The following is a 26,662-nucleotide window of genomic DNA, read 5'->3' on the forward strand; positions in this document are numbered from 1 at the left end:
AAGGACTAGGTGCAGTGACCCGCAGTTACCAGATCCGCACGTTCGGCTGCCAGATGAACGTGCACGACTCCGAGCGCCTGGCCGGCATGCTGGAGGACGCGGGCTACGCGCCCGCCGAGGGCGACGCCGCGCCGGACGTGGTGGTGTTCAACACCTGCGCCGTGCGCGAGAACGCCGACAACAAGCTCTACGGCACGCTCGGTCACCTCGCGCCCGCCAAGTCCGCGAACCCCGACATGCAGATCGCCGTCGGCGGCTGCCTCGCGCAGAAGGACCAGGGCGAGATCGTCAAGCGCGCGCCGTGGGTCGACGTGGTCTTCGGCACGCACAACATCGGCTCGCTGCCGGTGCTGCTGGAGCGCGCCCGGCACAACCGCGAGGCCCAGGTCGAGATCCTGGACTCGCTGGAGACCTTCCCCTCGACGCTGCCCGCGCGCCGCGACTCGGCCTACTCCGGCTGGGTGTCGGTGTCCGTCGGCTGCAACAACACGTGCACGTTCTGCATCGTCCCGTCGCTGCGCGGCAAGGAGAAGGACCGCCGCCCCGGCGAGGTGCTGGCCGAGGTGCGGGCGCTGGTCGACGAGGGCGTGCTGGAGGTGACGCTGCTCGGGCAGAACGTCAACTCCTACGGCGTCGAGTTCGGCGACCGGTACGCGTTCGGCAAGCTGCTGCGCGCCACCGGCTCGATCGAGGGCCTGGAGCGGGTCCGGTTCACCTCGCCGCACCCGAAGGACTTCACCGGCGACGTGATCGCCGCGATGGCCGAGACGCCCGCGGTGTGCCACTCGCTGCACATGCCGCTGCAGTCGGGCTCGGACCGGGTGCTCAAGGAGATGCGCCGCTCGTACCGGACCGCGAAGTACCTGTCCATCCTGGACGACGTGCGCGCGGCCATGCCGGACGCGGCCATCACCACCGACATCATCGTCGGCTTCCCCGGCGAGACCGAGGAGGACTTCCAGGCCACCCTGGACGTCGTGCGCGAGGCGCGGTTCTCCTCCGCGTTCACCTTCCAGTACTCCAAGCGGCCCGGCACGCCCGCCGCCGAGCTGCCCGACCAGCTGCCCAAGCAGGTCGTGCAGGAGCGGTACGACCGGCTGGTCGCGCTGGTCAACGACGTGGCGCACGAGCTGAACCGGGAGCAGGTCGGCCGCCGGGTCGAGCTGCTGGTGGCCAGCGGCGAGGGCCGCAAGGACGCCGAGACGCGCCGGATGACCGGTCGCGCCCGCGACGGCCGCCTGGTCCACTTCACGCCCGGTGACGCGCGGGTGCGGCCCGGTGACGTGGTGGAGACCGTGGTGACCTACGGCGCGCCGCACAACCTGATCGCGGACGGCCCGCTGCTGTCGCACCGCCGGACGGTCGCGGGCGACCGGTCCGAGGCCGGGCTGAGGCCGAAGACTCCGGGGGTGACGCTGGGCCTGCCGTCGTTCGGCGAGCCCGCGCCGCTGCCCGCGGCCGTCGGCGGGTGCGCGGTCTGATGGGCGAGGAACCGGACGAGGTGGCCCGGCTGCGCGAGGAGATCAACGGGGTCGGTCGCTCGGCGGCCAAGCGCATCGACCCCGGCGCGGGCGCGTTGACGATCGCCGTCGCCGCGCTGGCGATCCTGGTGTCGCTGGTGCTGCCGTGGGTGGCCGGTGCGCGCGGCCTGGACGTGCTGGTCGGCCAGGGCACCGGGCTGCCGCGGATCTTCGGCTTCTTCGCGCTGGTCGCGGGCGTGCTGCTGCCCGCGTTGACGCTGGCCGTGCGGCGGTGGGCGTTGGCGTGGGTGTGCGCGCTGGCCTCGTTCGCCGGGTCGGTGGCGGGCGTGCTGTCGATCTGGACCACGCAGACCACGACCGGCCACCACCCCGGCCCCGGTCCGGGCTTCGGGCTGGTCCTGGCCGTGGTGGCGGTGGTCGTGCTGCTGGTGAAGTGGCTGCGGCTGGCCGCCTCCCGGCCGCCGATGTCCTGACGGTGCCCGACGACGCCGAACTGCGCACCGAGCGGCTGTCGCTGCGTCGCCCGGAGCCGGACGACGTGGTCGCGGTGCACGCGGTCCACCGCGACCCGGCGGCGCACGCGCACAACCCGTCCGACGCGCTGAGCACCCGCGACGAGGCCGCCCGGCTGCTGGAGCGGTGGCTGGAGCACTGGCGGTCGTTCGGCTTCGGCTACTGGGTGGTGCGCGCGCACGGCGCGGACCGGGTGCTCGGGTTCTGCGGGGTGAAGTTCACCGAGGTCGACGGCAGGCGCGCGCTCAACCTGTTCTACCGGTTCAGCCCGGCGGCCTGGGGGCGCGGCATCGCCTCGGAGGCGGCCGGCGCGGTCGTCCGGTGGGCGCGCGAGCACCTGCCCGCGTTCCCGGTCGTGGCGCGCGTCCGGCCGGCCAACACCGCCTCGCAGCGAGTGGCCGTCAACGCGGGCCTGACCCGCGCCGAAGACCTGGACCGGCTCGGCGAGGACGGCCCGGACCTGCTGTTCACCGCGGGCTGGGCCCCTCCACCGCCGGTGAAGGGGCCCCTGGCCCACTAGCGGCTCGCGACCGCCTGCTCGGCGGCGGTCAGCCACTCGCGCCACTGCTTGGCCTGGGCCTCGGCCTGCTCGGCGCGGCGCTTGTCGCCCGCCGAACGGGCCTTCTCGGCCTGCGCCTCGAACTGCTCGACCCGCTCGCGGAACTGGGCGACCCTGGCCTCGGCCTCCGGGTCGGACCGGCGCCACTGGGCGTCGACCGCGCCGCGGACCCGCTCCTCGATCGCGCGGAGCTTGCCCTCCAGCTCGCGGACCCGCTCGCGCGGGACCTTGCCGATCGCGTCCCACCGCTCCTGGATCTTGTAGAGCTGCTGGCGGGCGGCTTCCAGGTCGAGCGACGGGTCGATCCGCTCGGCCTCGGCGAGCAGTTCCTCCTTCAGCTTCGCGTTGGCCGAGAACTCGGCGTCACGCTCGTTGAACGCCTCGGAGCGCTTGGCGAAGAACGCGTCCTGGGCGGCGCGGAACCGCTGCCACAACGCGTCGTCGGCCTCCTTGGGCGCGCGCCCGGCGGCCTTCCACTCGACCATCAGCTCCTTGTACCGACCGGCCGTGGGACCCCAGTCGTCGGACTCGATGAGCTTCTCGGCCTCCTCGACCAGCTCCTGCTTGCGGGTCTTGGCGACCCCGCGCTGCCGGTCGAGGTCCGCGAAGTGCGAGCCGCGCCTGCGGTTGAACGCGTCCCGGGCCTTGGAGAACCGCCGCCACAGCTGCTCGTCGGTCTTGCGGTCGACGCCCCGGATGGTCTTCCACTCGTCCAGGATGGTCCGCAGCCGGTCGCCGGCCGACTTCCACTGCGTCGACTCGTTGGCCAGCGCCTCGGCTTCCTCGACCAGCTCCTGCTTGCGGGCGCCGGCCGCGGCCCGGGCCTCGTCCTTGGCGACCTTGGCGGCCTCCATGCCCTTCTCGGCCAGCACCAGCACGTGCTCGACGCGCGCGGCCAGTGCGGCGAGGTCGCCGACCACCGCCGCGTCGGCCAGGCTCTCCTGCACGTGCTTCGCGCTGGTCAGCGCGTGCTTGGGGTCGCCCGCGCCGGAGGACAGCCGCGTCACCAGCAGCTCGACCTCGGTGCGGATGTCGTCGAACCGGCGCGCGAAGTGCGCCAGGCCCTCGGCGGGCTCGCCCGCCTGCCAGGAACCGACGACCCGCTCGCCCTCGGCCGTCTTGACGTAGACGGTGCCGTCCGCGTCCACGCGCCCCCAGCGGTCAGGGTGGTCCGACGCCACGGGGACCGGCGCTGGAGCCGTGACCGGCGTCGCCTCCGCCCTGGTCTCCTCGACCACCGCCCCCGCACCACTGTCGCCAGTGGTTCCCGGTGTCGTCTCGTGCTCCGTCATCGCCGGCTTCCTCCTCGCCTGCCCACTTCGTGGTGCCCGTGCCGACCACGGGCGCCCCGCCTACGACGGGGCCCAGCACCCGAGTACCGCGACGCCTCTGCAGAGTGTCCAGTACCTCGCGCGCATTCAAACAGGTCAAGGCTCGCATCGGTACCGGTGGTGGCCGATGAGTAGCGTGGGCTGCCATGATCTCGCGCCTGGTGGTCGTGCCGAACCCCCCGCTGCTGGTGCCCGAACTGGTCGGCGGGGCGGTGCGGGACACCGAGCCGGTGCGCTCGGCGTGCCTGGCCGCGGCGCGGGAGCTGGCCGCGCACGCGCCGGAGTGGGTGGCGGTCGGCGTCGACCCGTCCGGGCCGCGGGTGGTCGAGGGCGTGGCGGGCACGTTCCGCGGCTTCGGGGTCGACGTGCCGGTGTCGCTGTCGCAGGACGCGTCCGGTGTGGAGCCGGACCTGCCGCTGCCGGTGCTGGTCGCGGCGTGGCTGCGGGAGCAGGTGGGCGCGCGGTCGGTGCGCGTGCACCTCGTGCCGCCGGACCTGCCGACCGCCGAGTGCGTCGCCCTGGGCGCGCGGCTGGCCGGTTCGCGGGCGCTGCTGGTGCTCGGCGACGGGTCGCACCGGCACGGCGAGCTGGCCGTGGGGCGGCCGGACGAGCGGGCCGGGCCGTTCGACGAGGGGGTGCGGCAGGCGCTGGCCACCGCCGACACGGCCGCGCTGCGGGCGGTCGACCCGGCGCTGGCGTCCTCGCTCGGCGCGGCCGGGCGGGCCGCGTGGCAGGTGGCCGCGGGCGTGCCCGGCGGGTGGCGGTGCACCCGGTCGGCGTTCCAGGCGCCCTTCGGCGTCGGCTACCACTTCGCCGTCTGGGAGGCTTGAGCGCGTGCAGAACCCCATCGCCGTCGTCGGCCCCACCGCCACCGGCAAGTCGGACCTGGCCGTGCGACTGGCCGCCGAGCTGGGCGGCGAGGTGGTCAACGCGGACGCGATGCAGCTCTACCGGGGCATGGACATCGGCACGGCCAAGATCACCGAGGCCGAGCGGCGGGGCGTGCCGCACCACCTGCTCGACGTGCTGGACGTGACCGAGACCGCCTCCGTGGCCGCCTACCAGCGCGAGGCGCGCGCCGTCGTGGAGCGCCTGCTCGCCGAGGGCCGCACGCCGGTGCTGGTCGGCGGCTCGGGCCTGTACGTGCAGGCCGTGCTGGACGACCTGGTGTTCCCCGGCACGGACGAGAAGATCCGCACGCAGCTGGAGCAGGAGCTGGCCGTGTTCGGCGCCGAGGTGCTGCACGGCAGGCTGGCGCAGCTCGACCCGGCCGCGGCGCTGGCGATCCTGCCCAGCAACGGCCGCCGGGTGGTGCGCGCGCTGGAGGTCATCGAGCTGACCGGGCAGCCGTTCTCGGCGACGCTGCCCAAGCCCGGTCCCGCCCGGTACGGCACGGTGGTGGTCGGGCTGGACCGCGAGGTGGCCGAGCTGGACCGGCGGGTCGACGCGCGGGTGGCGCGGATGTTCGAGGCGGGTCTCGTGGACGAGGTGCGCGAGCTGGCGGCGCACGGCCTGCGCGACGGCCGCACGGCGTCCCGCGCGCTCGGCTACCAGCAGGTGCTGGCCGCGTTCGACGGCGGGTGCGCGGTCGAGGAGGCCGCCGCCGCGACCGCCCAGGCGACCCGGCGGTTCGTCCGCAAGCAGCGGTCCTGGTTCCGCCGCGACCGGCGGATCACCTGGTTCGACGCGGGCGACCCCGCCGTGGCCGACGACGTGCTCAAGCTGGTCGCACCGTAGCCTTGGGCCGTGGGAATCGAGTTCTTGAAGGGCCACGGCACCGAGAACGACTTCGTCGTGCTGCCCGACCCGGACGGCCTGCTGGACCTGACGGAGGCACGGGTGCGCGCGCTGTGCGACCGGCAGCGCGGCCTGGGCGCGGACGGGGTGCTGCGGGTCGTGCGGTCGGACGTGGGCCCGTGGTTCATGGACTACCGCAACGCCGACGGCTCGATCGCCGAGATGTGCGGCAACGGCGTCCGCGTGTTCGTGCGGTACCTGGTCGAGGCTGGGCTGGCGCCGGAGGGCGAGTCCACCATCGGCACGCGCGCCGGTGAGCGGCACGTCACCGCGCACGACGACGGCACCGTGACGGTGGACATGGGTCGCGTGCTGGTCACCGGCACGGGCACGGCCACCGTCGGCGGCAACGCGTTCGGCGGTGTCGCGGTGAACGTCGGCAACCCGCACCTGGCCTGCGTGACCACGACGCCGGTCGCGGAGCTGGACCTGCGCGTGCCGCCGGGCCACGACCCGGTGCTGTTCCCGCACGGGGTGAACGTCGAGTTCGTCAACGTGCTGGACGAGGGCGTGCTCAAGATGCGCGTGCACGAGCGCGGCGTGGGCGAGACCAGGTCGTGCGGCACCGGCACGGTGGCCGCGGTGGCGTCCTGGCTGTACGGCGCGGGCCGGCGGACCGGCAAGGCCACTGTGGACGTCCTCGGTGGACGGGTGTCCGTGGTGATCGAGGAGGAGAGCTCCACGCTCAGCGGCCCGGCCGTGCTGGTCGCCCGCGGCGAGCTGGACCAAGCCTGGTGGGACGGCCTGTAGCGGCGCCTAGAGGTCGAACACCTCCAGCCTGCCCAGCCGCGCGCCGGCCACCACCTCGGGCTGCGAGGTCGGCGCGGTGCAGCAGACCAGCTTGTCACCGACGACGGCGACGGCGAAGCAGGTCTGGCTGGTTTCCACCTTCCGGGTGATGGCGCCGCCCTCCTCGACCCGGAACGCGAACGGCTGGAGCGCGGGCGCGACCCACACGCCGCCGTCGGCGTCCACCGCGATGCCGTCCGGGGCGATGCCGTGCTCGCGCAGCGGCGCGAACACCCGCCGGTCGGACAGCGCGCCGTCGTCGGCCACCGCGAAGCTGGTCAGGCCGAACGCCAGCGTCTCGGCGACGACCAGCCGCCCGTCCGGCAGCAGGCCGGCGCCGTTGGGGAACTTCAGGTCCTCGGCCGCCACCGAGACCGAGCCGTCCGGCCCTACCAGCGCCAGCGGCGTGCCCGGCGCGACCCAGCCCGGCTCCAGCATCGGCGCCTCACCGCCGGCGGCGATGGCGGCGTGCAGGTCGAAGCCGAAGTTGCCGACGTACGCCCGGCCGCTCGCGTCGACCAGCATGTCGTTGGCGTGGAACGTGGCGACGCCGTTGAGGTCGGCGTGCTCGACCAGGCCGCCGTCCTCCAGCCGCAGCACCCGGCGGTCCAGCATCGACACCACGAGCAGCCGGCCGTCCGGCAGCCAGCCGAGGCCGGACGGCTGGCCGGGCACCTCGCAGACGACCTCCTCCGCGCCGGTGGCCAGGTCCAGGGCGCGGACCTCGTGGTCGTAGAAGTCGGAGTAGAACAGCCTGCCGTCGGGGCCCTGCCGCGGACCTTCGCCGAACCGGAGACCTTCGCGCAGCACGGTGGTGTCAGCCATGCCGGCAGAGGCTAGTGATCAACGGGCAGGGCGCGCATCGACCGCAGTGGTGACAGCAGCACCCACAGCACGGCCAGGCACTGGCCGCCGACCGCGACCCACAGCGTCGGCGTGACGCCGGCGCCCTCGCCCAGCGCGCCGCCGACCAGGCCGCCCAGCGGCAGCGCGCCCCACACCACGAACCGGATGCTCGCGTTCATCCGGCCGAGCAGGTGGTCCGGGCAGATCGACTGCCGGTAGCTGACCTGGGCGACGTTGTAGACGATCACGCCGTACCCCACCACGGCCTCGCCGACCAGCGGGAGCACCAGCCGCCAGTCCGCCGCGCCGAGCGGGATGAGCAGCCCGAACGGGGTCGTGACCAGCACGGACAACCAGATGACCGTGGCCTGGCCGAAGCGGGCGTTCCACCAGCCGGTGGTGAGCGCGCCCAGCACGCCGCCGACGCCGCCCGCCGCGAGCACCACGCCGACCAGGGCCTCCGACAGGTCGATCTCCCGCGCCAGGAACAGCACCAGCACGGCCATCGAGATGCCGCCGAAGAAGTTCGCGGTGGCCGTGCAGCCGACGATCGCGCGCAGCGACGGGTGCCCGAAGACGAACCGCAGGCCCTCGGCGATCGCCCGCCGCAGGCCGGGGTCCTCCGGCGCGGGCGGCCGGGGCTCGGGGGTGCGGATGCGCAGCAGGAACAGCGCCGAGGCCAGGTAGCCGACCCCGGTGGCGAGCACGCCGACGGCCGCGCCGACGAGCTGGGCGAGCCCGCCCGCCAGAGCGGGCCCGGACACCGCCGCCACGGCCCGGCTGGCCTCCAGCTTCGAGTTGCCCTCGACCAGCTGCGCGCGACCGACCAGGGTCGGCAGGTATGACTGGTAGGCGACGTCGAACATGACCGTGGCCGCGCCGACCAGCAGCGCCACCACGACCAGCTGCGCCAGCGCGAGCACGCCGAGCCACCAGGCCACCGGGATCGACAGCAGCAGCGCCGCGCGGGCGAAGTCGGCCACGAGCATCACCGGGCGGCGGCTCAACCGGTCGACCCACACCCCGGCGGGCAGCCCGATCAGCAGGAACGCGGCCGTGCCCGCCGCCGTGAGCACGCCCATCTCGAACGGCGTGGCGGCCAGCGCGCCCACCGCGAGCAGCGGCACCACGGTGCGGCCGATCGTGGAGCCGAACTGGCTGATGGTGTCGCCTGCCCACAGCAGGCGGAAGTCGCGATGAGACCAGAGGGACACGGCGGAAGTGTCTCCAGAGTGATTGGAAAGTGTCAATCACTTATGCTTGGCCGGTGCAGAGACGTCCCGCGACCGACGCCGAAGCCGCCGCCCTGGCCTCGGCGGTGCGGCTGCGCATCATCCGGCTCACCTACGACCGGGCGCTGACCAACAAGGAGATCGCCGAACGGCTCGGCAAGGACCCGGCGACGACCCTGCACCACGTGCGCAAACTCGTCGCCACGGGCTTCCTGGAAGCCCAGCAGGCCCGCTCCGGCAACCGGGGCGCGCGGGAGATCCCGTACCGGTCGACGGGCCTGTCCTGGGCGCTCGCGAAGGACCACGGCGCGCAGGCCGCCGAGACCAGCGAGGCCGTGTTCGAGGCGTTCCTGAGCGAGGTCGCCGAGGTGGGCCCGGCCGCCCTGGACCAGATCCGGTTGGTCGTCCGGGCCGACCGGGCGGAACTAAAACGCCGCCTCCGTTCGTTGTTCGATGAGCTGGCAGCCGAGCCGGCTCACCCGGACGGTGAACGAGTGGCGGTCTACCTGGCGCTGTACGCAGGCGATTAACCACTCGGTCGCGGTAGGGGTGCCGTGGGACGATGAAGGGCAAATGACGGAAAACACGTACAACAGCAACGACTGGCTCGACCACGAGGACGAGCTGTCCACCGGCGACCTGGCGCTCGAGGAGCGGGCCGCGCTGCGGCGCGTCGCGGGGTTGTCCACCGAGCTCGAGGACGTCACCGAGGTCGAGTACCGGCAGCTCCGGCTGGAGCGGGTCGTGCTGGTCGGCGTGTGGACCGAGGGCACGGCGGCCGACTCGGAGGCGTCCCTGGCGGAGCTGGCCCTGCTGGCCGAGACCGCGGGCTCCGAGGTGCTGGAAGGCCTCGTGCAGCGGCGCGACCGACCGGACCCGGCCACCTACATCGGCTCCGGCAAGGTGCACGAGCTGCGCGACGTGGTGATCGCGAGCGGCGCGGACACGGTGATCTGCGACGGCGAGCTGTCGCCCGGCCAGCTCCGGCAGCTGGAGGAGAAGCTGAAGGTCAAGGTGGTCGACCGGACCGCGCTGATCCTCGACATCTTCGCCCAGCACGCGTCCACCCGCGAGGGCAAGGCGCAGGTCGAGATGGCCCAGCTCCAGTACCTGCTGCCCCGCCTGCGCGGCTGGGGCGAGTCGCTGTCCCGGCAGGCCGGTGGTCGTGCCGGCGGCGGCAACGGCGGCGTGGGTCTGCGCGGTCCCGGTGAGACCAAGCTCGAAACCGACCGCCGGCGGATCCGCGCGCGCATCTCCAAGCTGCGCCGCGAGATCGCCGCGATGAGCGTCATCCGGGAGACCAAGCGGCACCGCCGGGTGGCGAACTCCGTGCCGAACGTGGCCATCGCGGGGTACACGAACGCGGGCAAGTCCAGCCTGCTCAACGCGCTGACCGGCGCGGGGGTGCTGGTGCAGGACGCCCTGTTCGCGACCCTCGACCCGACCACGCGGCGCACCGAGACCCCCGAGGGCCTGCCCTACACGCTGACCGACACCGTCGGCTTCGTGCGGCACCTGCCGCACCAGCTGGTCGAGGCGTTCCGGTCGACGTTGGAGGAGGTCGCCGACGCGGACCTGCTGGTCCACGTGGTCGACGGGGCCGACGCGATGCCGGAGAAGCAGGTCGTCGCGGTGCGCGAGGTGATCAGCGAGATCTCGTCGCGGCGGGACGACCCGATGCCGACCGAGCTGCTGGTGGTGAACAAGATCGACGCGGTGGGCGAGCTGGGCCTGGCCCGGCTGCGGCACCTGTTCCCGTCGGCGGTGTTCGTGTCCGCGCAGACCGGCGAGGGCATCGCCGACCTGCGCGAGCGCATCGCGGCCATGACGCCGCGGCCGGAGGTCGTGGTCGAGGCGCTGGTCCCGTACGCGCGGGGCGAGCTGGTCGCGCGGGTGCACCGCGAGGGCGAGGTGCTCAAGGAGCGGCACACCGAGGAGGGCACCGAGCTGTCCGCCCGGGTCCGGCCGGACCTGGCCGGCGTGCTCGGCGAGTTCGCCGTGAACGGAAGCCACGCCTGAGCCGTTGCGCGCGCTGCCGGTCGTCCTAGGAGTGCTGTTGTCGGCGACGGCCGGTTCCGCTTCGGCGGAGCCGGCCGTCGCCGACGTGTGCGCGGTGACCGACCAGCGGCTGGAGGAGCTGTCCGGGTTCGCCTCCGACGGCGAGCGGTGGTTCGCGGTGAACGACAGCGACAACGGTTCGCTCCAGGTCCACGTGCTCGACCGCAATTGCGCGATCACCCGGACGATCACCGCGCCGATCAACCCGTTCGACGTCGAGGACTTGGCACTCGCGCCTGACGGAACCCTGTGGGCGGCGGACACCGGGGACAACGGCAAGACTCGCGAAACCGTGGCATTGCACGCCGTTTCCCCCGACGGCACGGCCCGTTTGCACCGACTCACCTATCCTGACGGAAAGCACGACGCCGAAGCATTGTTGATCGACGCGAACGGCATTCCGCACATCGTCACGAAAGAAGCGCTCGGATCGGCTTTGGTGTACCGGCCAGCGGCCGGGTTGAGCGAGGCCGCGACGACACCGCTGGAGCAGGTGGCGCGGGTGTCGATCAGCGGGTCGGACACGCCCGGCGGGCCGTTGCAGAACTCCGTGGTGACCCGCCTGGTGACCGGTGGCGCGATGAGCCGGGACGGCAGGGTGGCGGCGTTGCGCACCTACACCGACGCCTACCTGTTCCCGGTGACCGACGGCGACCTGGTCAAGGCGCTGGAGGGCGACCCGGTGCGGGTGCCGCTGCCCGACGAGCCGCACGGCGAGTCGATCGCGTTCGACCCGGACGGCACGCTGCTGTCGGCTTCGGAGTTCGGCGACGCGGGCGCCTCGTCCACCGTGCGCGCGGTGGCGGGCGCGGCGGCGCTGGCCGTGCCGCCCGAGCCCACCACGACGACCGAGCCGCTCCCACCCGCCGACGACACCTCCGCCGCTCCCCCACCCGCCGAGCCGCAGTCGCCGTGGCCGGTGGTCGGCGGCGGCGCGGTGGCGCTGGTGCTGGTGGGCGCGCTGGTCCGGCGGTCACGGCGGCGAAAGGCGTGAGCGGCCCGCGCCACGGGGGCGCGGACCGCTCGTCGACTTCTCCGTCCCGCGAGTGCCGTCAGAGGCGGCGCAGGACCGCCACGACCTTGCCCAGGATCGACGCGTCGTCGCCGGGAATGGGCTGGTAGGCCGCGTTGTGCGGCATCAGCCACACGTGCCCGTCCTCCTTGCGCTTGAACGTCTTGACGGTGGCCTCGCCGTCGATCATCGCGGCCACCACCTCGCCGTTGTCCGCGGTCGGCTGCTGGCGGACGACGACCCAGTCGCCGTCGGTGATGGCGGCGTCCACCATCGAGTCACCCACGACCTTCAGCAGGAACACGTCGCCCTCGCCGACGATCTCGCGCGGCAGCGGGAACACGTCCTCGATCGCCTCCTCGGCCAGGATCGGCCCACCGGCCGCGATGCGGCCCAGCATGGGCACGTACGCGGGCGTCGGCTTGGACGCCGGGTCCAGGCCGGTCACGATCTCCGTGGGCAGCACCCCCACCGCGCGCGGCCGGTTCGGGTCGCGGCGCAGGTAGCCCTTCCGCTCCAGCGCGCGCAGCTGGTGGGCGACCGAGGAGGTGGAGGTCAGGCCGACCGCCTCCCCGATCTCGCGCACGCTGGGCGGGTAGCCGAACCGGTCCAGCCAGTCGCGGATCACGTCGAGCACCTTGCGCTGGCGCAGGGTCAGCCCGGCGTTGCCCGCGATGTCCGCCGGTTCGGGCGCGGAGGGCACGGCTGCGGTGCGCGGGTCTTCACTGTTCTTGCGTGCCACGGTGCTTCCTCCTCACCGGTCCCGATTGCCCAGGCCGGCTGTCCGACGATCTTCAGTTGTGGACGGTAGTCGCGTTCCTTGTCCAGATCAAACACCTGTTCGAAGTAAACCTCGGCGTGTCCTGGCGATTTCGCCCGACGAAGTGGTAGACATTCGCACGGACGTTCGATCGAACACAAGTTCGATCATGATCGGATGACCTGCGTTGGAGGACGTCATGGCGGTGGTCATTGGCACCCGGAACAGCTTCGAACTGGTGGACGGCGCCGGCGTCGAGGATGTCGCCCTCGGAGCCGGACTGCGACCAGGACCACGGGTACTCCGCCGGTTCGAAGTACACGACAAGGACAATCGCCGCCCGTCGACCCGCCCCCGCCCGCTCGCCGTCCGCGAGCCCGCGCCGGACGCCGCCGCCTGCGCGGCCAGGCCCCGCCGCCACCCGGCCGCCCAGTTCGCCGCCTACGCCGCCGCGGCGGCCGTGTTCGCCGCCCTGCTGAGCCTGCTCTACCTGTACGCCTCCGGCGCGACGACCGTCCCCGAACGCACCAACGTGGTGCACGTCCAGGTGGGCGAGACGCTGTGGGACGTCGCCGAGCGCAGCGCGCCCGGCAGCGACCCCGACGCCGTCGTGTCCCGCATCCGCGAGCTGAACCCCCTCCCCGACGCCGACGTCGCCCCCGGCCAGTCCCTCGTCGTCCCCCACGGCGCCCCCTGACCCCTCCCGCGTGTCGAACACCCGCGTCCCGCGTGTCGAACCTCCAGGACCCCCGAGTTCACCGTTCCCGATGGCGAACTCGGGGGTCCTGAGCGTTCGACTCGCGGGTCCTGAGCGTTCGACACGCGGGCTGGGGTTGCGTTCGGTGATCGAGGCGTCGCGCAGCGCCGCTCAGCCGAACGAGTGAGCCGAGAGCGGTGTGTCCGACTTGCAGTCGAGTAGGGCTCGGGCATAGGTTGACCCCTACATCTAGTGGTCACACCGTTGTAGTTAGTCCACAGGTTGGGGTATTCCCCACCGTGAGGGCTAACGCGATGGACGCTGCGCGGAGGAGGGGAGACCAGCCGTGCGATGCCCTTTTTGTCGCAACGCGGACTCTCGGGTGGTCGACTCGCGCGAGGTGGACGAGGGTCAGGTGATCCGCCGCCGGCGTTCCTGCTCCAGCTGTGGCCGCCGGTTCACCACCGTGGAGGAAGCCGTGCTCGCGGTGGTCAAGCGCTCCGGCGTCACCGAGCCGTTCAGCCGCGACAAGGTCGTGAACGGCGTCCGCCGCGCCTGCCAGGGCCGCCCCGTCGACGAGGACGCCCTCCAGCAGCTGGCCCACCGCGTCGAGGAGTCCATCCGCTCGGGCGGCAACGCCGAGATCCCGAGCCACGAGGTGGGCCTGGCCATCCTCGGCCCCCTGCGCGACCTGGACGAGGTGGCCTACCTGCGGTTCGCCTCGGTCTACCGCTCCTTCTCGTCCGTCGAGGACTTCGAGAAGGAGATCGCCGATCTTCGCGACGCCCAGCGCACTGACGACTGAGCCGTCGCGACGCAGGACAACGCGCGGCCGCCTCGGACGGCAACCCGGCCGTGGGCGCGCGCCGAAAATTCCACGACGAGCAAGACGAGAGGGACCCGGGATGACGGAGACCGTCGGTGGCTCCAGCAAGAAGACGGCCACCCGCAACGGCGCGGGGGACAAGAACGCCAAGCTCAAGGTGGAGCGCGTCTACACCACCGCGGGCAAGCACCCCTATGACGAGGTCACCTGGGAGCACCGCGACGTCGTGATGACGAACTGGCGCGACGGCTCGGTGAACTTCGAGCAGCGCGGCGTCGAGTTCCCCGACTTCTGGTCGGTCAACGCCACCAACATCGTCACCAGCAAGTACTTCCGCGGCGCGGTGGGCACGCAGCAGCGCGAGCACAGCCTGCGCCAGCTCATCGACCGCGTGGTGAAGACCTACGTCGAGGCGGGCGTCCGGCACGGCTACTTCGCCACCGCCGACGACGCCGAGATCTACGAGCACGAGCTGACCTGGATGCTGCTGCACCAGGTGTTCAGCTTCAACTCGCCGGTGTGGTTCAACGTCGGCACCACGTCGCCGCAGCAGGTCAGCGCCTGCTTCATCCTGTCGGTGGACGACACGATGGAGTCGATCCTGAACTGGTACCGCGAGGAGGGCCTGATCTTCAAGGGCGGCTCCGGCGCGGGCCTGAACCTCTCGCGCATCCGCTCGTCCAAGGAGCTGCTGTCCTCCGGCGGCACGGCGTCCGGCCCGGTGTCGTTCATGCGCGGCGCGGACGCGTCGGCGGGCACCATCAAGTCCGGTGGCGCGACCCGCCGCGCGGCGAAGATGGTCGTGCTCGACGTGGACCACCCCGACGTCGAGGAGTTCATCGAGACGAAGGCGCGCGAGGAGGACAAGGTCCGCGCGCTGCGCGACGCCGGGTTCGACATGGACCTGGGCGGCCGGGACATCGTGTCCGTGCAGTACCAGAACGCGAACAACTCGATCCGCGTGTCGGACGAGTTCATGCACTCGTACGAGAACGGCGGCCAGTTCGGCCTGCGCGCCCGGATGACCGGCGAGGTCATCGAGCACATCGACGCCAAGGGCCTGTTCCGCAAGCTGGCGCAGGCGGCGTGGGAGTGCGCCGACCCGGGCATCCAGTACGACGGCACGATCAACGACTGGCACACCACGCCGGAGTCGGGCCGGATCACCGCCTCGAACCCGTGCTCGGAGTACATGCACCTGGACAACTCCAGCTGCAACCTGGCGTCGTTGAACCTGATGAAGTTCCTCTCCGACGACGGCTCGTTCAACGCGGAGCTGTTCGCCAAGTCGGTCGAGATCATCATCACCGCGATGGACATCTCGATCTGCTTCGCGGACTTCCCGACCCCCGCGATCGGCGAGACGACCCGCGCGTTCCGCCAGCTCGGCATCGGCTACGCGAACCTGGGCGCGCTGCTCATGGCGACCGGTCACGCGTACGACTCCGAGGGCGGTCGCGCCCTGGCCGCCGCGATCACGTCCCTGATGCAGGGCGTGGCGTACCGGCGTTCGGCCGAGCTGGCCGGGATCGTCGGCCCGTACGAGGGCTACGCCCGCAACGCCGAGGCGCACCAGCGGGTCATCCGCAAGCACTCGGCGGCCAACGACATGCTGCGCACGTACCACGCGAACGACGCGGCGGTGCAGAAGGTCGCGACCAAGGCGTGGCAGGAGTGCCAGAAGGTCGGCGCCCGCAACGGCTGGCGCAACGCGCAGGCCAGCGTGCTCGCGCCCACCGGCACCATCGGCCTGATGATGGACTGCGACACCACCGGCATCGAGCCGGACCTGGCGCTGGTGAAGTTCAAGAAGCTGGTCGGCGGCGGCTCGATGCAGATCGTCAACCAGACCGTGCCGCGCGCGCTGCGCGTCCTGGGCTACCAGGAGGAGCAGGTCGAGGCGATCGTCGAGTACATCGGCGAGCACGGCCACGTGGTGGACGCGCCGGGCCTGCGGCTGGAGCACTACGAGGTCTTCGACTGCGCGATGGGCGACCGCTCGATCGCGCCGATGGGCCACGTGCGGATGATGGCCGCGGTGCAGCCGTTCATCTCGGGCGCGATCTCCAAGACGGTGAACATGCCGGAGACGGCGACCGTCGAGGACGTCGAGGAGATCTACTACCAGGGGTGGAAGCTGGGCCTGAAGGCGCTGGCGATCTACCGCGACAACTGCAAGGTCGGCCAGCCGCTGTCGGCGGGCAAGTCGGCCAAGGCGTCGTCGTCCGCGTCCGCGTCGTCGGAGGCCAAGACCGAGACCGTCGTGGAGTACCGCCCGGTCCGCAAGCGGCTGCCGAAGAAGCGCCCGTCGCAGACGGTGTCGTTCACGGTCGGCGGCGCGGAGGGCTACCTGCACGCCGGTTCGTACCCCGACGACGGCCTCGGCGAGATCTTCGTCAAGCTGGGCAAGCAGGGTTCGACGCTGGCGGGCGTGATGGACGCGTTCTCCATGTCCATCTCGGTCGGCCTGCAGTACGGCATCCCGCTGGAGTTCTACGTCTCGAAGTTCCAGAACCTGCGCTTCGAGCCGGCGGGCATGACGGACGACCCGGACGTCCGCATCGCGACCAGCGTGCTGGACTACCTGTTCCGCCGGCTGGCGCTGGACTACCTGCCGTTCGAGAAGCGCGCGCAGCTGGGCATCTTCACCGCCGACGAGCGCACCGCGCAGGTGGCCTCCGACTACGGCAGCGGCTCCGACGTCGACCTGGAGGGCCTGCGCACCTCCGTCGACGCCGCCCCCGCGGCCCAGGTGGAGGAGAAGCCCAAGCCGCAGGACGTCCGGGTGGGCAGCTCCACGGAACTGCTCGAACTGCACCTGGGCAAGGCCGCCGACGCCCCGCTGTGCATGACGTGCGGCACCAAGATGCGCCCGGCCGGCTCGTGCTACCTGTGCGAGGGCTGCGGCTCCACCTCGGGCTGCAGCTGACAGACAACTGGGCCCCGGCGTTGGCGCGCCGGGGCCCAGTTTCGAAGCGAGAGCACTCCTGCTCCCATCTGCAACGGCGATCCTGTCGTGCTCTCGCTCAGCCTGCAAGTCAGCGGCGAGGCATGAGAGGAGCGCCACCATGAGCGCGATCCACCAGGCGTAGGGCGTACCACCGCAGCCGTACTGAAATGCGACTGCCCACGGCGACAAAACTGCGTGGCCGTTGCGGCGGCTCGCCATCGTGTGCCATCACCGCGATGCCGAGCACTGATCCGGGCGTGGTTCCGGATTCCTGAAGCCCTCACTCATGGGAAGCAGGGTCGAATGGCACTGCTGTATGAAGAACTGAACACCGAAACGCGTGCGTACATGACACGCGAGTTCGAGCACGAAGAACAGTCGGGCAACCCCTACCGCAGCCGACTGCTCACCCCGGCGGGCAACGACGCGTGGCCGGGCCTGATGGCCGCCGCGATCGTCGACGGCACAGAAGACCACCTCGCAGAGCACCTGACGGTCTCGGCCTTCTGGCTGGAGACCGATAGCCTGGGACGTCGCTTCAACTTCCGTCAGCGAGTGCGGCAGTTGGCGATCTCGGAGTTCAACACCTGGTACGTGCGTGGCCTCACCGCTCGCCTGAAGGACGAGGGGGTGGAACACTGCCAGGTGTACCGCGGCTCTCCTGCGCGCGAACGGGCGATGGAGTGTTCCGGTTATGAGGGACGCCTGTTCTCAGTCGAGGCCGTCTACAACGGCCATCGGCGTCGCTACTGGCCGACGGAGGACCTGACGGCCTTTTCCATTCCGTACCAGTCCGGCTGCCACCACACGATCCGCCGTGCCGGGCATTAGGGACAAAACGGCCCGCCATCCCGGCTCGCACTCCGGCGACCCGTTCGCATGCCTGGTACGTACGTCACGTACTTGACGTACGTACCAGGCGACAGGACACTGGAGGCGAGCCAGGGAGGCCGGCATGCCCGCTGTTCACTACGACAGCTACACCGAAGCTCGGGCGCACTTGAAGGACCTTCTCGATGCTGCGGAGCAGGGTCGGGTCGCCACGGTTCGGCGTGACTCGTCCACGACCGCCGTCGTGGACGTCCGGCGCTTGCGCCACTTCCTCGCGTCGATCGTGCCATCGCGGGCTCAGGTCGTCCCTGAGGCCGGCGGCTGGTCCGTGTTCATCCCAGGACTGCCGGTGGCCGCTGACGGCCCGTCGTTCGACGAGGCGATCACCGAGATGATCGACGCCCTGCGGGAGTACGCGGAGGACTGGCAGGACCGCCTGCGCGATGCGCCGAACCACCGTGACAACTGGGGGTTGGTGCAGTTGATCAGCTTCAGCGACGACGATCAACTGCGCGACTGGCTCGTGGGTGCCCCGCGGTGACCTCCTGGCCCCAACCGACGCGCAAGGACCACGAGACCTTCTGCCAGGTCGAGGAGTGGAGTCGAGTGCGCGACGCTCGCGGCAGGACCGGCACCCACCACGTCACGTACGAACTCGTCCTCATCGACGGCAGGGTCCTGCGCACCCGCGTCTCGCACCCGGTGGACCGCACCGGCTACGGGCAGGGCATGTGGCGGCACGTCCTCCGCGATCAACTCGAAGTCGGCGAACCGGAGTTCTGGGCGTGCGTGCACGACGACGTCAAGCCTGATCGCGGAACGGCTCCGATCCCCGTGGAAGCGCTGCCCGCCGACCTCGTGCACCTGCTGATCTCACGTGTCGGCCTGGTCGAGTCCGAGATCGCCGGGATGAGCAAGGACGAGGCGGTCGCCAGGCTCCAGCGCTACTGGACCGAGGGCTCCTGACCGACCGCAGCGGCTTTTTCCCGCGCTTCGCGGCACGGGCGGCACCTACGCTGTCGCCGTGACGAAGGCGAGTGGGGCACTGCTGGGGTTGGCGTACGGCGATGCGTTGGGTGCGCCGACGGAGTTCATGACGGTCGCCGAGATCGAGCGGCGGTACGGGGTCGGTGGGCCGCGGGAGCTGGAAGGTGATCCCGCGCTGATCACCGACGACACCCAGATGACGTTGGCGGTCGCACGGGCGCTGGAGGGCGGCCTGGACGGGATCGCCGACGCGTTGCGGGACCACTTCGTGCGGTGGTGGAAGTCGCCCGACAACAACCGCGCGCCCGGCATGACGTGCCTCCAGGCGTGCGAGAAGCTGGCCGACGGGTTGCCGTGGCGGGAGGCCACCGGGGCCTCGTCCAAGGGCTGCGGCGCGAACATGCGAGTCGTGCCGGTCGGCCTGGTCCCCGGCCTGTCCGACGACGACCGCGCCGGGATCGCGCAGCTCCAGTCCGCACTCACGCACGGCCACCCGACGGCGCTGGCGGCGAGCGAGCTGACGGCGTTCGCGGTGCACTGGCTGCGCGGCGGCACGGATGCCGGTGACCTGACGGCAGCGCTGCGGCAGCGGTGCGCGGAGCAGCGGACCACCTACCGCGACGAGTGGCTGGCCGACCTGTGGGTCCGGCCCGGCGTGTCGGAGCCCGAGGAGTTCATCGCCAGGGGCTGGGACGAGTGCGCGGCCGCGCTCGACGTCCTCGCCGCCGCCGAGCCGGACCGGGACGCCGACCCCTGCCTCGCCACGGGCGCCGGGTGGATCGCGGAGGAGGCGCTGGCCACCGCGCTGCACTGCTTCCTGATGTTCCGCGACGAGCCGGTGGCGGCGCTGTCGCGGGCGGCGACGACGTCCGGTGACTCGGACTCGATCGCGTGCCTCGCGGGCGCGTTCGCGGGTGCGGCGCACGGCCTCGGGGCCTGGCCCGAGGAGTGGGCCGAGCGCATCGAGCACGGCACCGAGCTGGCCGCGTTCGGGCGGTTGTGGGACTAGTTTTGGACAGGGCGGCCCAGAACCTGCTGCCGTCGCGGGCGTGCCGCGCCTCGGGGAGTTCGACGAGGAGCAGGCGCTCGACGCCGCCATGCGCGCGTTCTGGGCGAACGGCTGCGAAGCGACGTCCACCGAGGACCTGTGCCGGGCCACCGCCGCCGGCATGAACGGGCTGGTGCTCGGCACCCTCCTCGGCTTGCCGCTGGCCACGTTCCTCGGCGAGCGCCTGGGCCATCGGGGCGTGGCTGGGCGGCCTGCTGATCACCGACCACGGCCTGCGCTCGCCGCTGTGGCTCGGTGCGGGGCTCGCGGTGCTCGGGCTGGTCACCCTGCTCCCCGACCTGCGCCGGATCTCGCCGGTCCCGCGCCACGCCACCACCTCGCGGTGACGCGGGACCGGCGGGGTTTCAGGACTTGTTGCGGAACAGCTTGTTGCCCAGCCAGACCAGCGGGTCGTAGCGCCGGTCGGCCACGCGCTCCTTCATCGGGATCAGCGCGTTGTCGGTGATCTTGATGTGCTCCGGGCACACCTCGGTGCAGCACTTCGTGATGTTGCACAGCCCCAGGCCGTGCGACGACTGCGCCTCCTGGACCCGGTCAGCCTCGTCCAGCGGGTGCATCTCCAGCTCGGCGACCCGCATCAGGAACCGCGGCCCGGCGAACGACTCCTTGTTCTCCTCGTGGTCGCGGATCACGTGGCAGGTGTTGTTGCACAGGAAGCACTCGATGCACTTGCGGAACTCCTGCGAGCGCTCCACGTCGACCTGCTGCATCCGGTACTCCCCCGGCGCCACACCGGCCGGCGGCTTGAAGGCGGGGATCTCGCGCGCCTTCTTGTAGTTGTACGACACGTCCGTGACCAGGTCGCGGATCACCGGGAACGTGCGCATCGGCGTCACGGTCACCGTCTCGTCCTCCGCGAACACCGACATCCGCGTCATGCACAGCAGCCTGGGCCTGCCGTTGATCTCCGCCGAGCACGACCCGCACTTGCCCGCCTTGCAGTTCCACCGCACGGCCAAGTCCGGCGTCTGGGTCGCCTGCAACCGGTGGATGATGTCGAGCACGACCTCGCCCTCGTTCACCTCGACGGTGAAGTCCTCCAGGCCGCCGCCCTCGTCCGAACCGCGCCACACCCGGAAGTGCCCCTGGTACCCCATGTCAGCCCTCCAGCTCGTCCGCGGTCAGGTACTTCTGCAACTCGCTCGCCTCGAACAGCTCCAGCAGGTCCGACCGGATCGGGACCTGCGGCTCCTCGACCACCTCGACCGAGGAGTCGGCCAACCGGCACACCAGCAGCTTGCGCCGCCAGTCGGCGTCCATGCTCGGGTAGTCGTCGCGGGTGTGGCCGCCGCGGCTCTCGGTGCGCAGCAGCGCGGCACGCGCCACGCACTCGCTGACCAGCAGCATGTTGCGCAGGTCCAGCGCCAGGTGCCAGCCCGGGTTGAACTGCCGGTGCCCCTCGACCACCACGGTCGCGGCCCGCCGCTTCAGCTCGGCCAGCCGCTGGACCGCCTGGTCCATCTCCTCGGCCCGCCGGATGATGCCGACCAGGTCGTTCATCGCCTGCTGCAGCTCCATGTGCAGCGTGTACGGGTTCTCGCCGCCCGCGTCGGCGCCCGAGAACGGCGCCACGGCCGTTCGCTCCGCCTCCGCGACCGCCTCGTCCGAGCACACCGGCCGCGCGTCGAGCCCGGCCACGTAGTCCGACGCGCCCAGCCCGGCCCGGCGGCCGAACACCAGCAGGTCGGACAGCGAGTTGCCGCCCAGCCGGTTCGAGCCGTGCATCCCGCCGGACACCTCGCCCGCCGCGAACAGCCCCGGCACCGACGACGCGCCGGTGTCCGGGTCGACCCGCACGCCGCCCATCACGTAGTGGCAGGTCGGCCCGACCTCCATCGGCTGCGCGGTGATGTCGACGTCGGCCAGCTCCTTGAACTGGTGGTGCATCGACGGCAGCCGCCGCATGATCTCCTCGGCGGGCAGCCGGGTGGAGACGTCCAGGAACACGCCGCCGTGCTCGGAGCCGCGCCCGGCCTTGACCTCGGAGTTGATCGCGCGGGCCACCTCGTCGCGGGGCAGCAGCTCCGGTGGCCGCCGGTTGGCGCCGGGGTCGGAGTACCAGCGGTCGGCTTCGGCCTCGTTGTCGGCGTACTTGTCCTTGAACACCTCGGGGATGTAGTCGAACATGAACCGCTTGCCATCGGAGTTGCGCAGCACGCCGCCGTCACCGCGGACCGACTCGGTGACCAGGATGCCCTTCACCGACGGCGGCCAGACCATGCCGGTCGGGTGGAACTGGACGAACTCCATGTTGATCAGCGACGCGCCCGCGCGCATCGCCAGCGCGTGGCCGTCCCCGGTGTACTCCCACGAGTTCGACGTCACCTTGAAGGACTTGCCGATGCCGCCGGTGGCCAGCACCACGGCGGGCGCCTCGAACAGCACGAACCGGCCGGACTCGCGCCAGTAGCCGAACGCGCCGGCCACCTTGCCGTCGTCGAGCACCAGGTCCGTGACGGTGAACTCCTGGAACACCTTGAGCCGCGACTCGTAGTCCCCGGTCTCGGCGAGGTCGTCCTGCTGCAGCGACACCACCTTCTGCTGGAGGCTGCGGATCAGCTCCAGCCCCGTGCGGTCGCCGACGTGCGCCAGCCTCGGGTACTCGTGGCCGCCGAAGTTGCGCTGGCTGATGCGACCGTCCTTGGTGCGGTCGAACAACGCGCCGTAGGTCTCCAGCTCCCACACCCGGTCGGGCGCCTCCTTGGCGTGCAGCTCGGCCATCCGCCAGTTGTTGAGGAACTTCCCGCCGCGCATGGTGTCGCGGAAGTGGACCTGCCAGCTGTCGTTGGAGTTGACGTTGCCCATGGCCGCGGCGATGCCGCCCTCGGCCATCACCGTGTGCGCCTTGCCGAACAACGACTTGCACAGCACCGCCGTGCGCATCCCGCGTTCCCTGGCCTCGATCGCGGCGCGCAGCCCCGCACCGCCGGCACCGATCACGAGCACGTCGAACGAATGCCGTTCCAGCTCGGGCAAAACCACTCCTCAGTTGACGAATCGGAGGTCGGCGATCGTCCCGGAGGCGACCAGCGCGACGTAGAGGTCCGTGACGCAGACGAAGATGAGCGAGGCCCAGGCCAGCTGCATGTGCTTGGCGTTGAGCTTGGAGATCTGCGTCCACGCCCAGTACCGGACCGGGTGCTTGGAGAAGTGCTTCAGCCGCCCGCCCGCGATGTGCCGGCACGAGTGGCACGACAGCGTGTACGCGGCCAGCAGGCCGACGTTCACCAGCAGCACGATGTTGCCCAGGCCGATGCCGGTGCTGAAGGCGTAGAACGCGTCGTAGATGTTGATCAGCAGCAGGAGCGAGGCCGCGTAGAAGAAGTAGCGGTGCAGGTTCTGCGCGATCAGCGGGAAGCGGGTCTCACCGGTGTACTTGGCGTGCGGCTCGGCCACCGCGCACGCGGGCGGGGACATCCACGCCGCCCGGTAGTACGCCTTGCGGTAGTAGTAGCAGGTCACCCGGAAGCCGAGCAGGAACGGGATGATCACCACCGGCGGGGTCAGGAACCCCGGCAGCTCGGGCAGCGGCCGGCCGAAGTGCGCCGCGTTCGGCAGGCACTCCTGGCTCAGGCACGGCGAGTACATGGGTGTCAGGTAGCGGTACTCGTCCACCCAGTAGAAGTCGCCCATGAACGTGCGCACGGCCGCGTAGATCGAAATCAGGAGCAGGCCCACCACCGTCACCAACGGCGGCAGCCACCACCGGTCCGTGCGCAACGTGCGCTGGGCGATCTGCGCCCTCATACCTCACCTCGTTCCACGTCGTTGTGGTGCGGGACACAATGTGGTTTGGGACACACAAGGGGGCCTGAAACGGGAGCGGCCCCCGCGTTCGCACGCGGGGGCCGGTCTCGCCAACTGGTCAGGTCCGATGGCTGCGGTAGCCGCCGAGCCCTTCGTCGTCGGCGTCCCGCCACAGCTGCGGGTCGTACGGCGTGTCGGGCACGACGACGACTTCCCGCTCGACCCGGGGCGCCTCGCGCTGCCGGGGCGTGCTGTCCAGGTCCAGCAGCTCGGTCGCGTCGATGTCCAGCCGCTCGACGTCGTTGGCCAGCCGCTGCACCGCGGCCACGTCGCCGTACCGCGCACGCAGGCCGCCGACGCACTGGCGCAGCCGGCCGAGCGCCCGGCGCAGCTCCACGATCTCGGAGGACGTCATGGTCAGGCACCTCCCTCGGGTCGATCCGTGTGCCGACTCTGCCAAGTCCACGCCGCTGTGACAAGCACCACAAGAGCACGAGTCGCGTCTCAGGATCTGAATCGTTTTTGTGACGATCATGTGTCGTGACATAGTGTGCTTGCTGTCACGTCCGTCCGTGCGACGCCAGCGCTGTCGTCCCACCGGGCCCACCACGGCCCGTGATCACCACCGGAGACAGCGAATCATGAGCGTGCATCCCGTCGTCGCCGCGGTGACGGCTCGAATCGCCGCCCGCAGCGCCGCCGGCCGGTCCGCCTACCTCGAACGAATCGCCCAGGCCCAGCAGGAGGGCCCCGCCCGCCGGGACATGGCGTGCAGCAACCTGGCGCACGGCTTCGCCGGGATCACGGGCGGTGACAAGGACCTCCTCCGCGCCCTGCGTCGCCCGAACGTGGCGATCGTGTCCGCGTACAACGACATGCTGTCCGCCCACCAGCCGATGCACGAGTACCCGGCGTGGATCAAGGACGCCGCCCGCGCGGTCGGCGGCGTGGCCCAGTTCGCGGGCGGCGTGCCCGCGATGTGCGACGGCATCACCCAGGGCCGTGCGGGGATGGAGCTGTCCCTGTTCAGCCGCGAGGTCATCGCCATGGCCACCGGCGTCGCGCTGGCGCACGAGATGTTCGACTCGGCGCTGCTGCTCGGCGTGTGCGACAAGATCACGCCCGGCCTGCTGATCGGCGCGCTGTCGTTCGGGCACCTGCCCGCGATCCTGGTGCCTGCGGGCCCCATGCACTCCGGCCTGCCGAACTCGGAGAAGGCCCGCGTGCGGCAGCTGTTCGCGGAGGACAAGGCCACCCGCGAGGACCTGCTCGAAGCCGAGGCGCAGTCCTACCACAGCCCCGGGACCTGCACGTTCTACGGCACGGCGAACTCCAACCAGCTCGTGGTCGAGGTCATGGGCCTGCACCTGCCCGGCGCGAGCTTCGTGCCGCCGGGCACCAGGCTGCGCAAGGCGCTGACCGAGGAGGCCGCGCGGCGCGCGGTGGAGATCAGCCGCGGCGGGGACTACACCCCGATCGGGCACGTGGTCGACGTGAAGTCCGTGGTCAACGGCGTGATCGCGCTGCTGGCCACCGGCGGGTCGACCAACCACACCATGCACCTGGTCGCCATCGCCTCGGCCGCGGGCATCGAGCTGAGCTGGGACGACTTCTCCGAGCTGTCGTCGGCGGTGCCGCTGCTGGCCCGGGTCTACCCGAACGGCTCGGCGGACATCAACCACTTCCAGGCCGCGGGCGGCGTGCAGTTCCTCGTCTCGACGCTGCTGGACGCGGGCCTGCTGCACGCCGACGTGAAGACCGTGGCGGGCGACGGGCTGGACCGCTACCGGCAGGAGCCGGTGCTGGTCGAGGGCGTGCTCCAGTGGCGCCCGGGCCCGCCGCGCTCGCTCGACACCGACGTGCTGCGGCCCGTGTCGGAGCCGTTCGCGGCCGACGGCGGCCTGCGGATGCTGTCGGGCAACCTCGGGCGCGCGGTGATCAAGGTGTCGGCGGTCGAGCCGGAGCACCGGGTGGTCGAGGCTCCCGCGCGGGTGTTCACCTCGCAGGAGGCGTTCAGCGCCGCGTTCCAGGCCTGTGAGCTGGAGCGGGACGTGGTCGTGGTGGTGCGCCAGCAGGGGCCGCAGGCCAACGGGATGCCCGAGCTGCACAAGCTCACCCCCGCGCTGGGCGTGCTGATGGACCGGGGCTTCCAGGTCGCGCTGGTCACCGACGGCCGGATGTCCGGCGCGTCGGGCAAGATCCCGGCCGCCATCCAGGTCACGCCGGAGGCGGCCGTCGGCGGTCCGCTGGCCCGCGTGCGCGACGGCGACGTGCTGCGGCTGGACGCCGAGACCGGCACGCTGGAGGTGTTCGTCGACCCGGCGGAGCTGGCCGGGCGCGACCTGGTGGACTTCCCGCCGGACGCGCAGGCGTGGACCGGCACGGGCCGGGAGCTGTTCGCCGCGCTGCGCCGGGCGATCGGACCCGCCGACCGGGGCGCGAGCGTGTTCGGACCGATCGCGGCCTCGCACTTCGAAGGCCAGCTCAACCAGGAGGTGTCCCGGTGACCCACCCAGAGGAGTCAGCTCCCGCCCACTCGACGGCGGCGGACCTGCTCGCGCTGTCGCCCGTCATCCCGGTCGTCGTCGTGGACGACGCCGAGCACGCCGTGCCGCTGGCGCGGGCGTTGCTGCGCGGTGGCGTCCGCGTGATCGAGCTTACCCTGCGCACGCCCGCCGCGCTGGCCGCGATCGAGCGGGTGGCGGCGGAGGTGCCGGGCATCGTGATCGGCGCGGGCACGGTGACCGCGCCGGAGCACGCCGAGCAGGCCGCGAAGGCGGGCGCGGCGTTCCTCGTCACGCCCGGGTCGACCGACCGGGTGCTGGACGCGGCCGAGGACACCGGGCTGCCGTTCCTGCCGGGCGCGGCGACCGTGTCGGAGGCGATGCGGCTGGCCGAGCGCGGGCTGACCTCGCTGAAGTTCTTCCCGGCCGAGGCCGCGGGCGGGGTCGACTACCTGAAGTCGATCGGCGGGCCGCTGCCCGGCCTGCGGTTCTGCCCGACCGGCGGCATCACGCCCGCGACCGCGCCGAACTACCTGGCGCTGGCCAACGTCGGGTGCGTGGGCGGGTCGTGGCTCGCGCCGAAGGACGCGCTGGTGTCCGGTGACTGGGCGCGGATCGAGGAGTTGGCCCGGGCCGCTTCAGCGCTGTGAGCTGTGGGCGGAGGGCGCCTTCC

The 26,662-nt window shown here is 71.7% G+C and carries 26 protein-coding genes; 18 read left to right on the forward strand and 8 right to left on the reverse strand.

The genetic code is table 11. The features are described from left to right. The first annotated feature begins 14 nt into the window (after positions 1 to 14). Genes miaB through AB0F89_RS36290 form a run of 3 tightly spaced genes read left to right on the forward strand, consistent with a single transcriptional unit; the run spans position 15 to position 2,514 of the window. Positions 15 to 1,481, forward strand: a complete 1,467-nt coding sequence (gene miaB / locus AB0F89_RS36280; protein WP_367130846.1) for a tRNA (N6-isopentenyl adenosine(37)-C2)-methylthiotransferase MiaB — start codon at positions 15 to 17, stop codon at positions 1,479 to 1,481. After that, positions 1,481 to 1,954 carry a hypothetical protein gene (locus tag AB0F89_RS36285; RefSeq protein WP_367130848.1) on the forward strand — a complete coding sequence of 158 codons (474 nt, stop codon included), beginning with the start codon at positions 1,481 to 1,483 and terminating at the stop codon, positions 1,952 to 1,954. The genes miaB and AB0F89_RS36285 overlap by 1 nt, the downstream gene beginning before the upstream one ends. Positions 1,955 to 1,956: 2 nt before the next feature. Continuing rightward, positions 1,957 to 2,514 carry a GNAT family N-acetyltransferase gene (locus AB0F89_RS36290; protein WP_367130850.1) on the forward strand — a complete coding sequence of 186 codons (558 nt, stop codon included), beginning with the start codon at positions 1,957 to 1,959 and terminating at the stop codon, positions 2,512 to 2,514. On the opposite strand, the gene AB0F89_RS36295 is transcribed toward AB0F89_RS36290, so the two are convergent. After that, positions 2,511 to 3,845 (reverse strand): DUF349 domain-containing protein, encoded by a 1,335-nt coding sequence (locus AB0F89_RS36295; protein ID WP_367130852.1) that lies wholly within the window; start codon positions 3,843 to 3,845, stop codon positions 2,511 to 2,513. The two genes, AB0F89_RS36290 and AB0F89_RS36295, sit on opposite strands and share 4 nt — an antisense overlap. Before the next feature lie 185 nt (positions 3,846 to 4,030). Between AB0F89_RS36295 and AB0F89_RS36300 the strand changes: the two genes are divergently transcribed. The 3 genes from AB0F89_RS36300 to dapF are packed head-to-tail and all read left to right on the forward strand — an operon-like array spanning position 4,031 to position 6,431. After that, entirely contained in the window at positions 4,031 to 4,714 is a 684-nt protein-coding gene (locus AB0F89_RS36300) for a hypothetical protein (protein ID WP_367130854.1), read from the forward strand. A gap of 4 nt (positions 4,715 to 4,718) precedes the next feature. Beyond that, on the forward strand, positions 4,719 to 5,621 hold the full coding sequence (miaA, locus tag AB0F89_RS36305; RefSeq protein WP_367130856.1) for a tRNA (adenosine(37)-N6)-dimethylallyltransferase MiaA: 903 nt from the start codon (positions 4,719 to 4,721) through the stop codon (positions 5,619 to 5,621). 9 nt (positions 5,622 to 5,630) lie between these two features. Continuing rightward, positions 5,631 to 6,431, forward strand: coding sequence for a diaminopimelate epimerase (gene dapF, locus AB0F89_RS36310; RefSeq protein WP_367130858.1), 801 nt, complete (start codon positions 5,631 to 5,633; stop codon positions 6,429 to 6,431). Between the two features lie 6 nt (positions 6,432 to 6,437). Here dapF and AB0F89_RS36315 read toward each other — a convergent pair whose 3' ends face one another. Together AB0F89_RS36315 and AB0F89_RS36320 are read right to left on the reverse strand one after the other, a co-directional pair. Then, on the reverse strand, positions 6,438 to 7,295 hold the full coding sequence (locus tag AB0F89_RS36315; RefSeq protein WP_367130860.1) for an SMP-30/gluconolactonase/LRE family protein: 858 nt from the start codon (positions 7,293 to 7,295) through the stop codon (positions 6,438 to 6,440). Positions 7,296 to 7,306: 11 nt separating this feature from the next. After that, the gene (locus tag AB0F89_RS36320) at positions 7,307 to 8,530 is read right to left on the reverse strand and encodes an MFS transporter (protein ID WP_367130862.1); all 1,224 of its coding nucleotides are present in this window, start codon (positions 8,528 to 8,530) and stop codon (positions 7,307 to 7,309) included. A 53-nt stretch (positions 8,531 to 8,583) separates the two neighbouring features. Between AB0F89_RS36320 and AB0F89_RS36325 the strand changes: the two genes are divergently transcribed. Genes AB0F89_RS36325 through AB0F89_RS36335 form a run of 3 tightly spaced genes read left to right on the forward strand, consistent with a single transcriptional unit; the run spans position 8,584 to position 11,600 of the window. After that, on the forward strand, positions 8,584 to 9,078 hold the full coding sequence (locus AB0F89_RS36325) for an ArsR/SmtB family transcription factor (RefSeq protein ID WP_367130864.1): 495 nt from the start codon (positions 8,584 to 8,586) through the stop codon (positions 9,076 to 9,078). Positions 9,079 to 9,121: 43 nt separating this feature from the next. After that, on the forward strand, positions 9,122 to 10,567 hold the full coding sequence (gene hflX / locus AB0F89_RS36330; protein WP_367130866.1) for a GTPase HflX: 1,446 nt from the start codon (positions 9,122 to 9,124) through the stop codon (positions 10,565 to 10,567). Between the two features lie 31 nt (positions 10,568 to 10,598). Further along, entirely contained in the window at positions 10,599 to 11,600 is a 1,002-nt protein-coding gene (locus tag AB0F89_RS36335; RefSeq protein WP_367139157.1) for a hypothetical protein, read from the forward strand. Positions 11,601 to 11,658: 58 nt separating this feature from the next. Here AB0F89_RS36335 and lexA read toward each other — a convergent pair whose 3' ends face one another. Next, positions 11,659 to 12,321, reverse strand: coding sequence for a transcriptional repressor LexA (gene lexA, locus AB0F89_RS36340; RefSeq protein WP_367139158.1), 663 nt, complete (start codon positions 12,319 to 12,321; stop codon positions 11,659 to 11,661). Positions 12,322 to 12,577: 256 nt separating this feature from the next. Here lexA and AB0F89_RS36345 point away from each other — a divergent pair, with 256 nt between their 5' ends. From AB0F89_RS36345 to AB0F89_RS36375, 7 genes are all read left to right on the forward strand, one after another. Then, positions 12,578 to 13,075 carry a LysM peptidoglycan-binding domain-containing protein gene (locus AB0F89_RS36345; RefSeq protein WP_367130868.1) on the forward strand — a complete coding sequence of 166 codons (498 nt, stop codon included), beginning with the start codon at positions 12,578 to 12,580 and terminating at the stop codon, positions 13,073 to 13,075. Between the two features lie 346 nt (positions 13,076 to 13,421). Next, positions 13,422 to 13,880: a transcriptional regulator NrdR gene (gene nrdR, locus AB0F89_RS36350; RefSeq protein ID WP_077007489.1), complete on the forward strand. Its 459-nt coding sequence runs from the start codon at positions 13,422 to 13,424 to the stop codon at positions 13,878 to 13,880. A 100-nt stretch (positions 13,881 to 13,980) separates the two neighbouring features. Next, a complete protein-coding gene (locus AB0F89_RS36355; RefSeq protein ID WP_367130870.1) occupies positions 13,981 to 16,830 on the forward strand; it encodes a vitamin B12-dependent ribonucleotide reductase in 2,850 nt (949 codons plus the stop codon). A gap of 324 nt (positions 16,831 to 17,154) precedes the next feature. Further along, the gene (locus AB0F89_RS36360; RefSeq protein ID WP_367130872.1) at positions 17,155 to 17,682 is read left to right on the forward strand and encodes a hypothetical protein; all 528 of its coding nucleotides are present in this window, start codon (positions 17,155 to 17,157) and stop codon (positions 17,680 to 17,682) included. A 124-nt stretch (positions 17,683 to 17,806) separates the two neighbouring features. After that, complete coding sequence (locus AB0F89_RS36365; protein ID WP_367130874.1) at positions 17,807 to 18,223, forward strand: type II toxin-antitoxin system HicB family antitoxin; 417 nt, start codon at positions 17,807 to 17,809, stop codon at positions 18,221 to 18,223. A gap of 65 nt (positions 18,224 to 18,288) precedes the next feature. Further along, entirely contained in the window at positions 18,289 to 18,648 is a 360-nt protein-coding gene (locus tag AB0F89_RS36370) for a cytotoxic translational repressor of toxin-antitoxin stability system (RefSeq protein WP_367130876.1), read from the forward strand. A 58-nt stretch (positions 18,649 to 18,706) separates the two neighbouring features. Next, positions 18,707 to 19,678, forward strand: coding sequence for an ADP-ribosylglycohydrolase family protein (locus AB0F89_RS36375; RefSeq protein WP_367130878.1), 972 nt, complete (start codon positions 18,707 to 18,709; stop codon positions 19,676 to 19,678). Positions 19,679 to 20,082: 404 nt separating this feature from the next. On the opposite strand, the gene AB0F89_RS36380 is transcribed toward AB0F89_RS36375, so the two are convergent. The 4 genes from AB0F89_RS36380 to AB0F89_RS36395 form a co-directional block, all read right to left on the reverse strand. Next, positions 20,083 to 20,835 (reverse strand): succinate dehydrogenase/fumarate reductase iron-sulfur subunit, encoded by a 753-nt coding sequence (locus AB0F89_RS36380; protein ID WP_367130880.1) that lies wholly within the window; start codon positions 20,833 to 20,835, stop codon positions 20,083 to 20,085. A 1-nt stretch (position 20,836) separates the two neighbouring features. Then, entirely contained in the window at positions 20,837 to 22,714 is a 1,878-nt protein-coding gene (locus tag AB0F89_RS36385) for a fumarate reductase/succinate dehydrogenase flavoprotein subunit (RefSeq protein ID WP_367130882.1), read from the reverse strand. 9 nt (positions 22,715 to 22,723) lie between these two features. Continuing rightward, on the reverse strand, positions 22,724 to 23,485 hold the full coding sequence (locus AB0F89_RS36390; RefSeq protein ID WP_367130884.1) for a hypothetical protein: 762 nt from the start codon (positions 23,483 to 23,485) through the stop codon (positions 22,724 to 22,726). A gap of 118 nt (positions 23,486 to 23,603) precedes the next feature. Further along, positions 23,604 to 23,900, reverse strand: coding sequence for a hypothetical protein (locus tag AB0F89_RS36395; protein ID WP_367130885.1), 297 nt, complete (start codon positions 23,898 to 23,900; stop codon positions 23,604 to 23,606). A 226-nt stretch (positions 23,901 to 24,126) separates the two neighbouring features. Between AB0F89_RS36395 and edd the strand changes: the two genes are divergently transcribed. Both edd and eda read left to right on the forward strand, forming a co-directional pair. Beyond that, on the forward strand, positions 24,127 to 25,992 hold the full coding sequence (gene edd / locus AB0F89_RS36400; RefSeq protein WP_367130887.1) for a phosphogluconate dehydratase: 1,866 nt from the start codon (positions 24,127 to 24,129) through the stop codon (positions 25,990 to 25,992). Then, positions 25,989 to 26,639, forward strand: a complete 651-nt coding sequence (gene eda, locus AB0F89_RS36405) for a bifunctional 4-hydroxy-2-oxoglutarate aldolase/2-dehydro-3-deoxy-phosphogluconate aldolase (protein WP_367130889.1) — start codon at positions 25,989 to 25,991, stop codon at positions 26,637 to 26,639. The genes edd and eda overlap by 4 nt, the downstream gene beginning before the upstream one ends. Positions 26,640 to 26,662: the final 23 nt, after the last annotated feature.

This window comes from Saccharothrix sp. HUAS TT1, from assembly GCF_040744945.1.
In the GTDB taxonomy this organism is placed as follows: domain Bacteria; phylum Actinomycetota; class Actinomycetes; order Mycobacteriales; family Pseudonocardiaceae; genus Actinosynnema.

What these genes read in the sequence shown, in the direction of transcription:
- AB0F89_RS36395 (WP_367130885.1), bottom strand. Translation starts at nt 23,900, where the DNA reads ATGACGTCCTCCGAGATCGTGGAGCTGCGCCGGGCGCTCGGCCGGCTG.
- hflX (WP_367130866.1), top strand. Translation starts at nt 9,122, where the DNA reads ATGACGGAAAACACGTACAACAGCAACGACTGGCTCGACCACGAGGAC.
- AB0F89_RS36355 (WP_367130870.1), top strand. Translation starts at nt 13,981, where the DNA reads ATGACGGAGACCGTCGGTGGCTCCAGCAAGAAGACGGCCACCCGCAAC.
- edd (WP_367130887.1), top strand. Translation starts at nt 24,127, where the DNA reads ATGAGCGTGCATCCCGTCGTCGCCGCGGTGACGGCTCGAATCGCCGCC.
- AB0F89_RS36390 (WP_367130884.1), bottom strand. Translation starts at nt 23,485, where the DNA reads ATGAGGGCGCAGATCGCCCAGCGCACGTTGCGCACGGACCGGTGGTGG.
- AB0F89_RS36360 (WP_367130872.1), top strand. Translation starts at nt 17,155, where the DNA reads ATGGCACTGCTGTATGAAGAACTGAACACCGAAACGCGTGCGTACATG.
- AB0F89_RS36365 (WP_367130874.1), top strand. Translation starts at nt 17,807, where the DNA reads ATGCCCGCTGTTCACTACGACAGCTACACCGAAGCTCGGGCGCACTTG.
- AB0F89_RS36315 (WP_367130860.1), bottom strand. Translation starts at nt 7,295, where the DNA reads ATGGCTGACACCACCGTGCTGCGCGAAGGTCTCCGGTTCGGCGAAGGT.
- AB0F89_RS36285 (WP_367130848.1), top strand. Translation starts at nt 1,481, where the DNA reads ATGGGCGAGGAACCGGACGAGGTGGCCCGGCTGCGCGAGGAGATCAAC.
- AB0F89_RS36300 (WP_367130854.1), top strand. Translation starts at nt 4,031, where the DNA reads ATGATCTCGCGCCTGGTGGTCGTGCCGAACCCCCCGCTGCTGGTGCCC.
- AB0F89_RS36380 (WP_367130880.1), bottom strand. Translation starts at nt 20,835, where the DNA reads ATGGGGTACCAGGGGCACTTCCGGGTGTGGCGCGGTTCGGACGAGGGC.
- AB0F89_RS36345 (WP_367130868.1), top strand. Translation starts at nt 12,578, where the DNA reads ATGGCGGTGGTCATTGGCACCCGGAACAGCTTCGAACTGGTGGACGGC.
- AB0F89_RS36295 (WP_367130852.1), bottom strand. Translation starts at nt 3,845, where the DNA reads ATGACGGAGCACGAGACGACACCGGGAACCACTGGCGACAGTGGTGCG.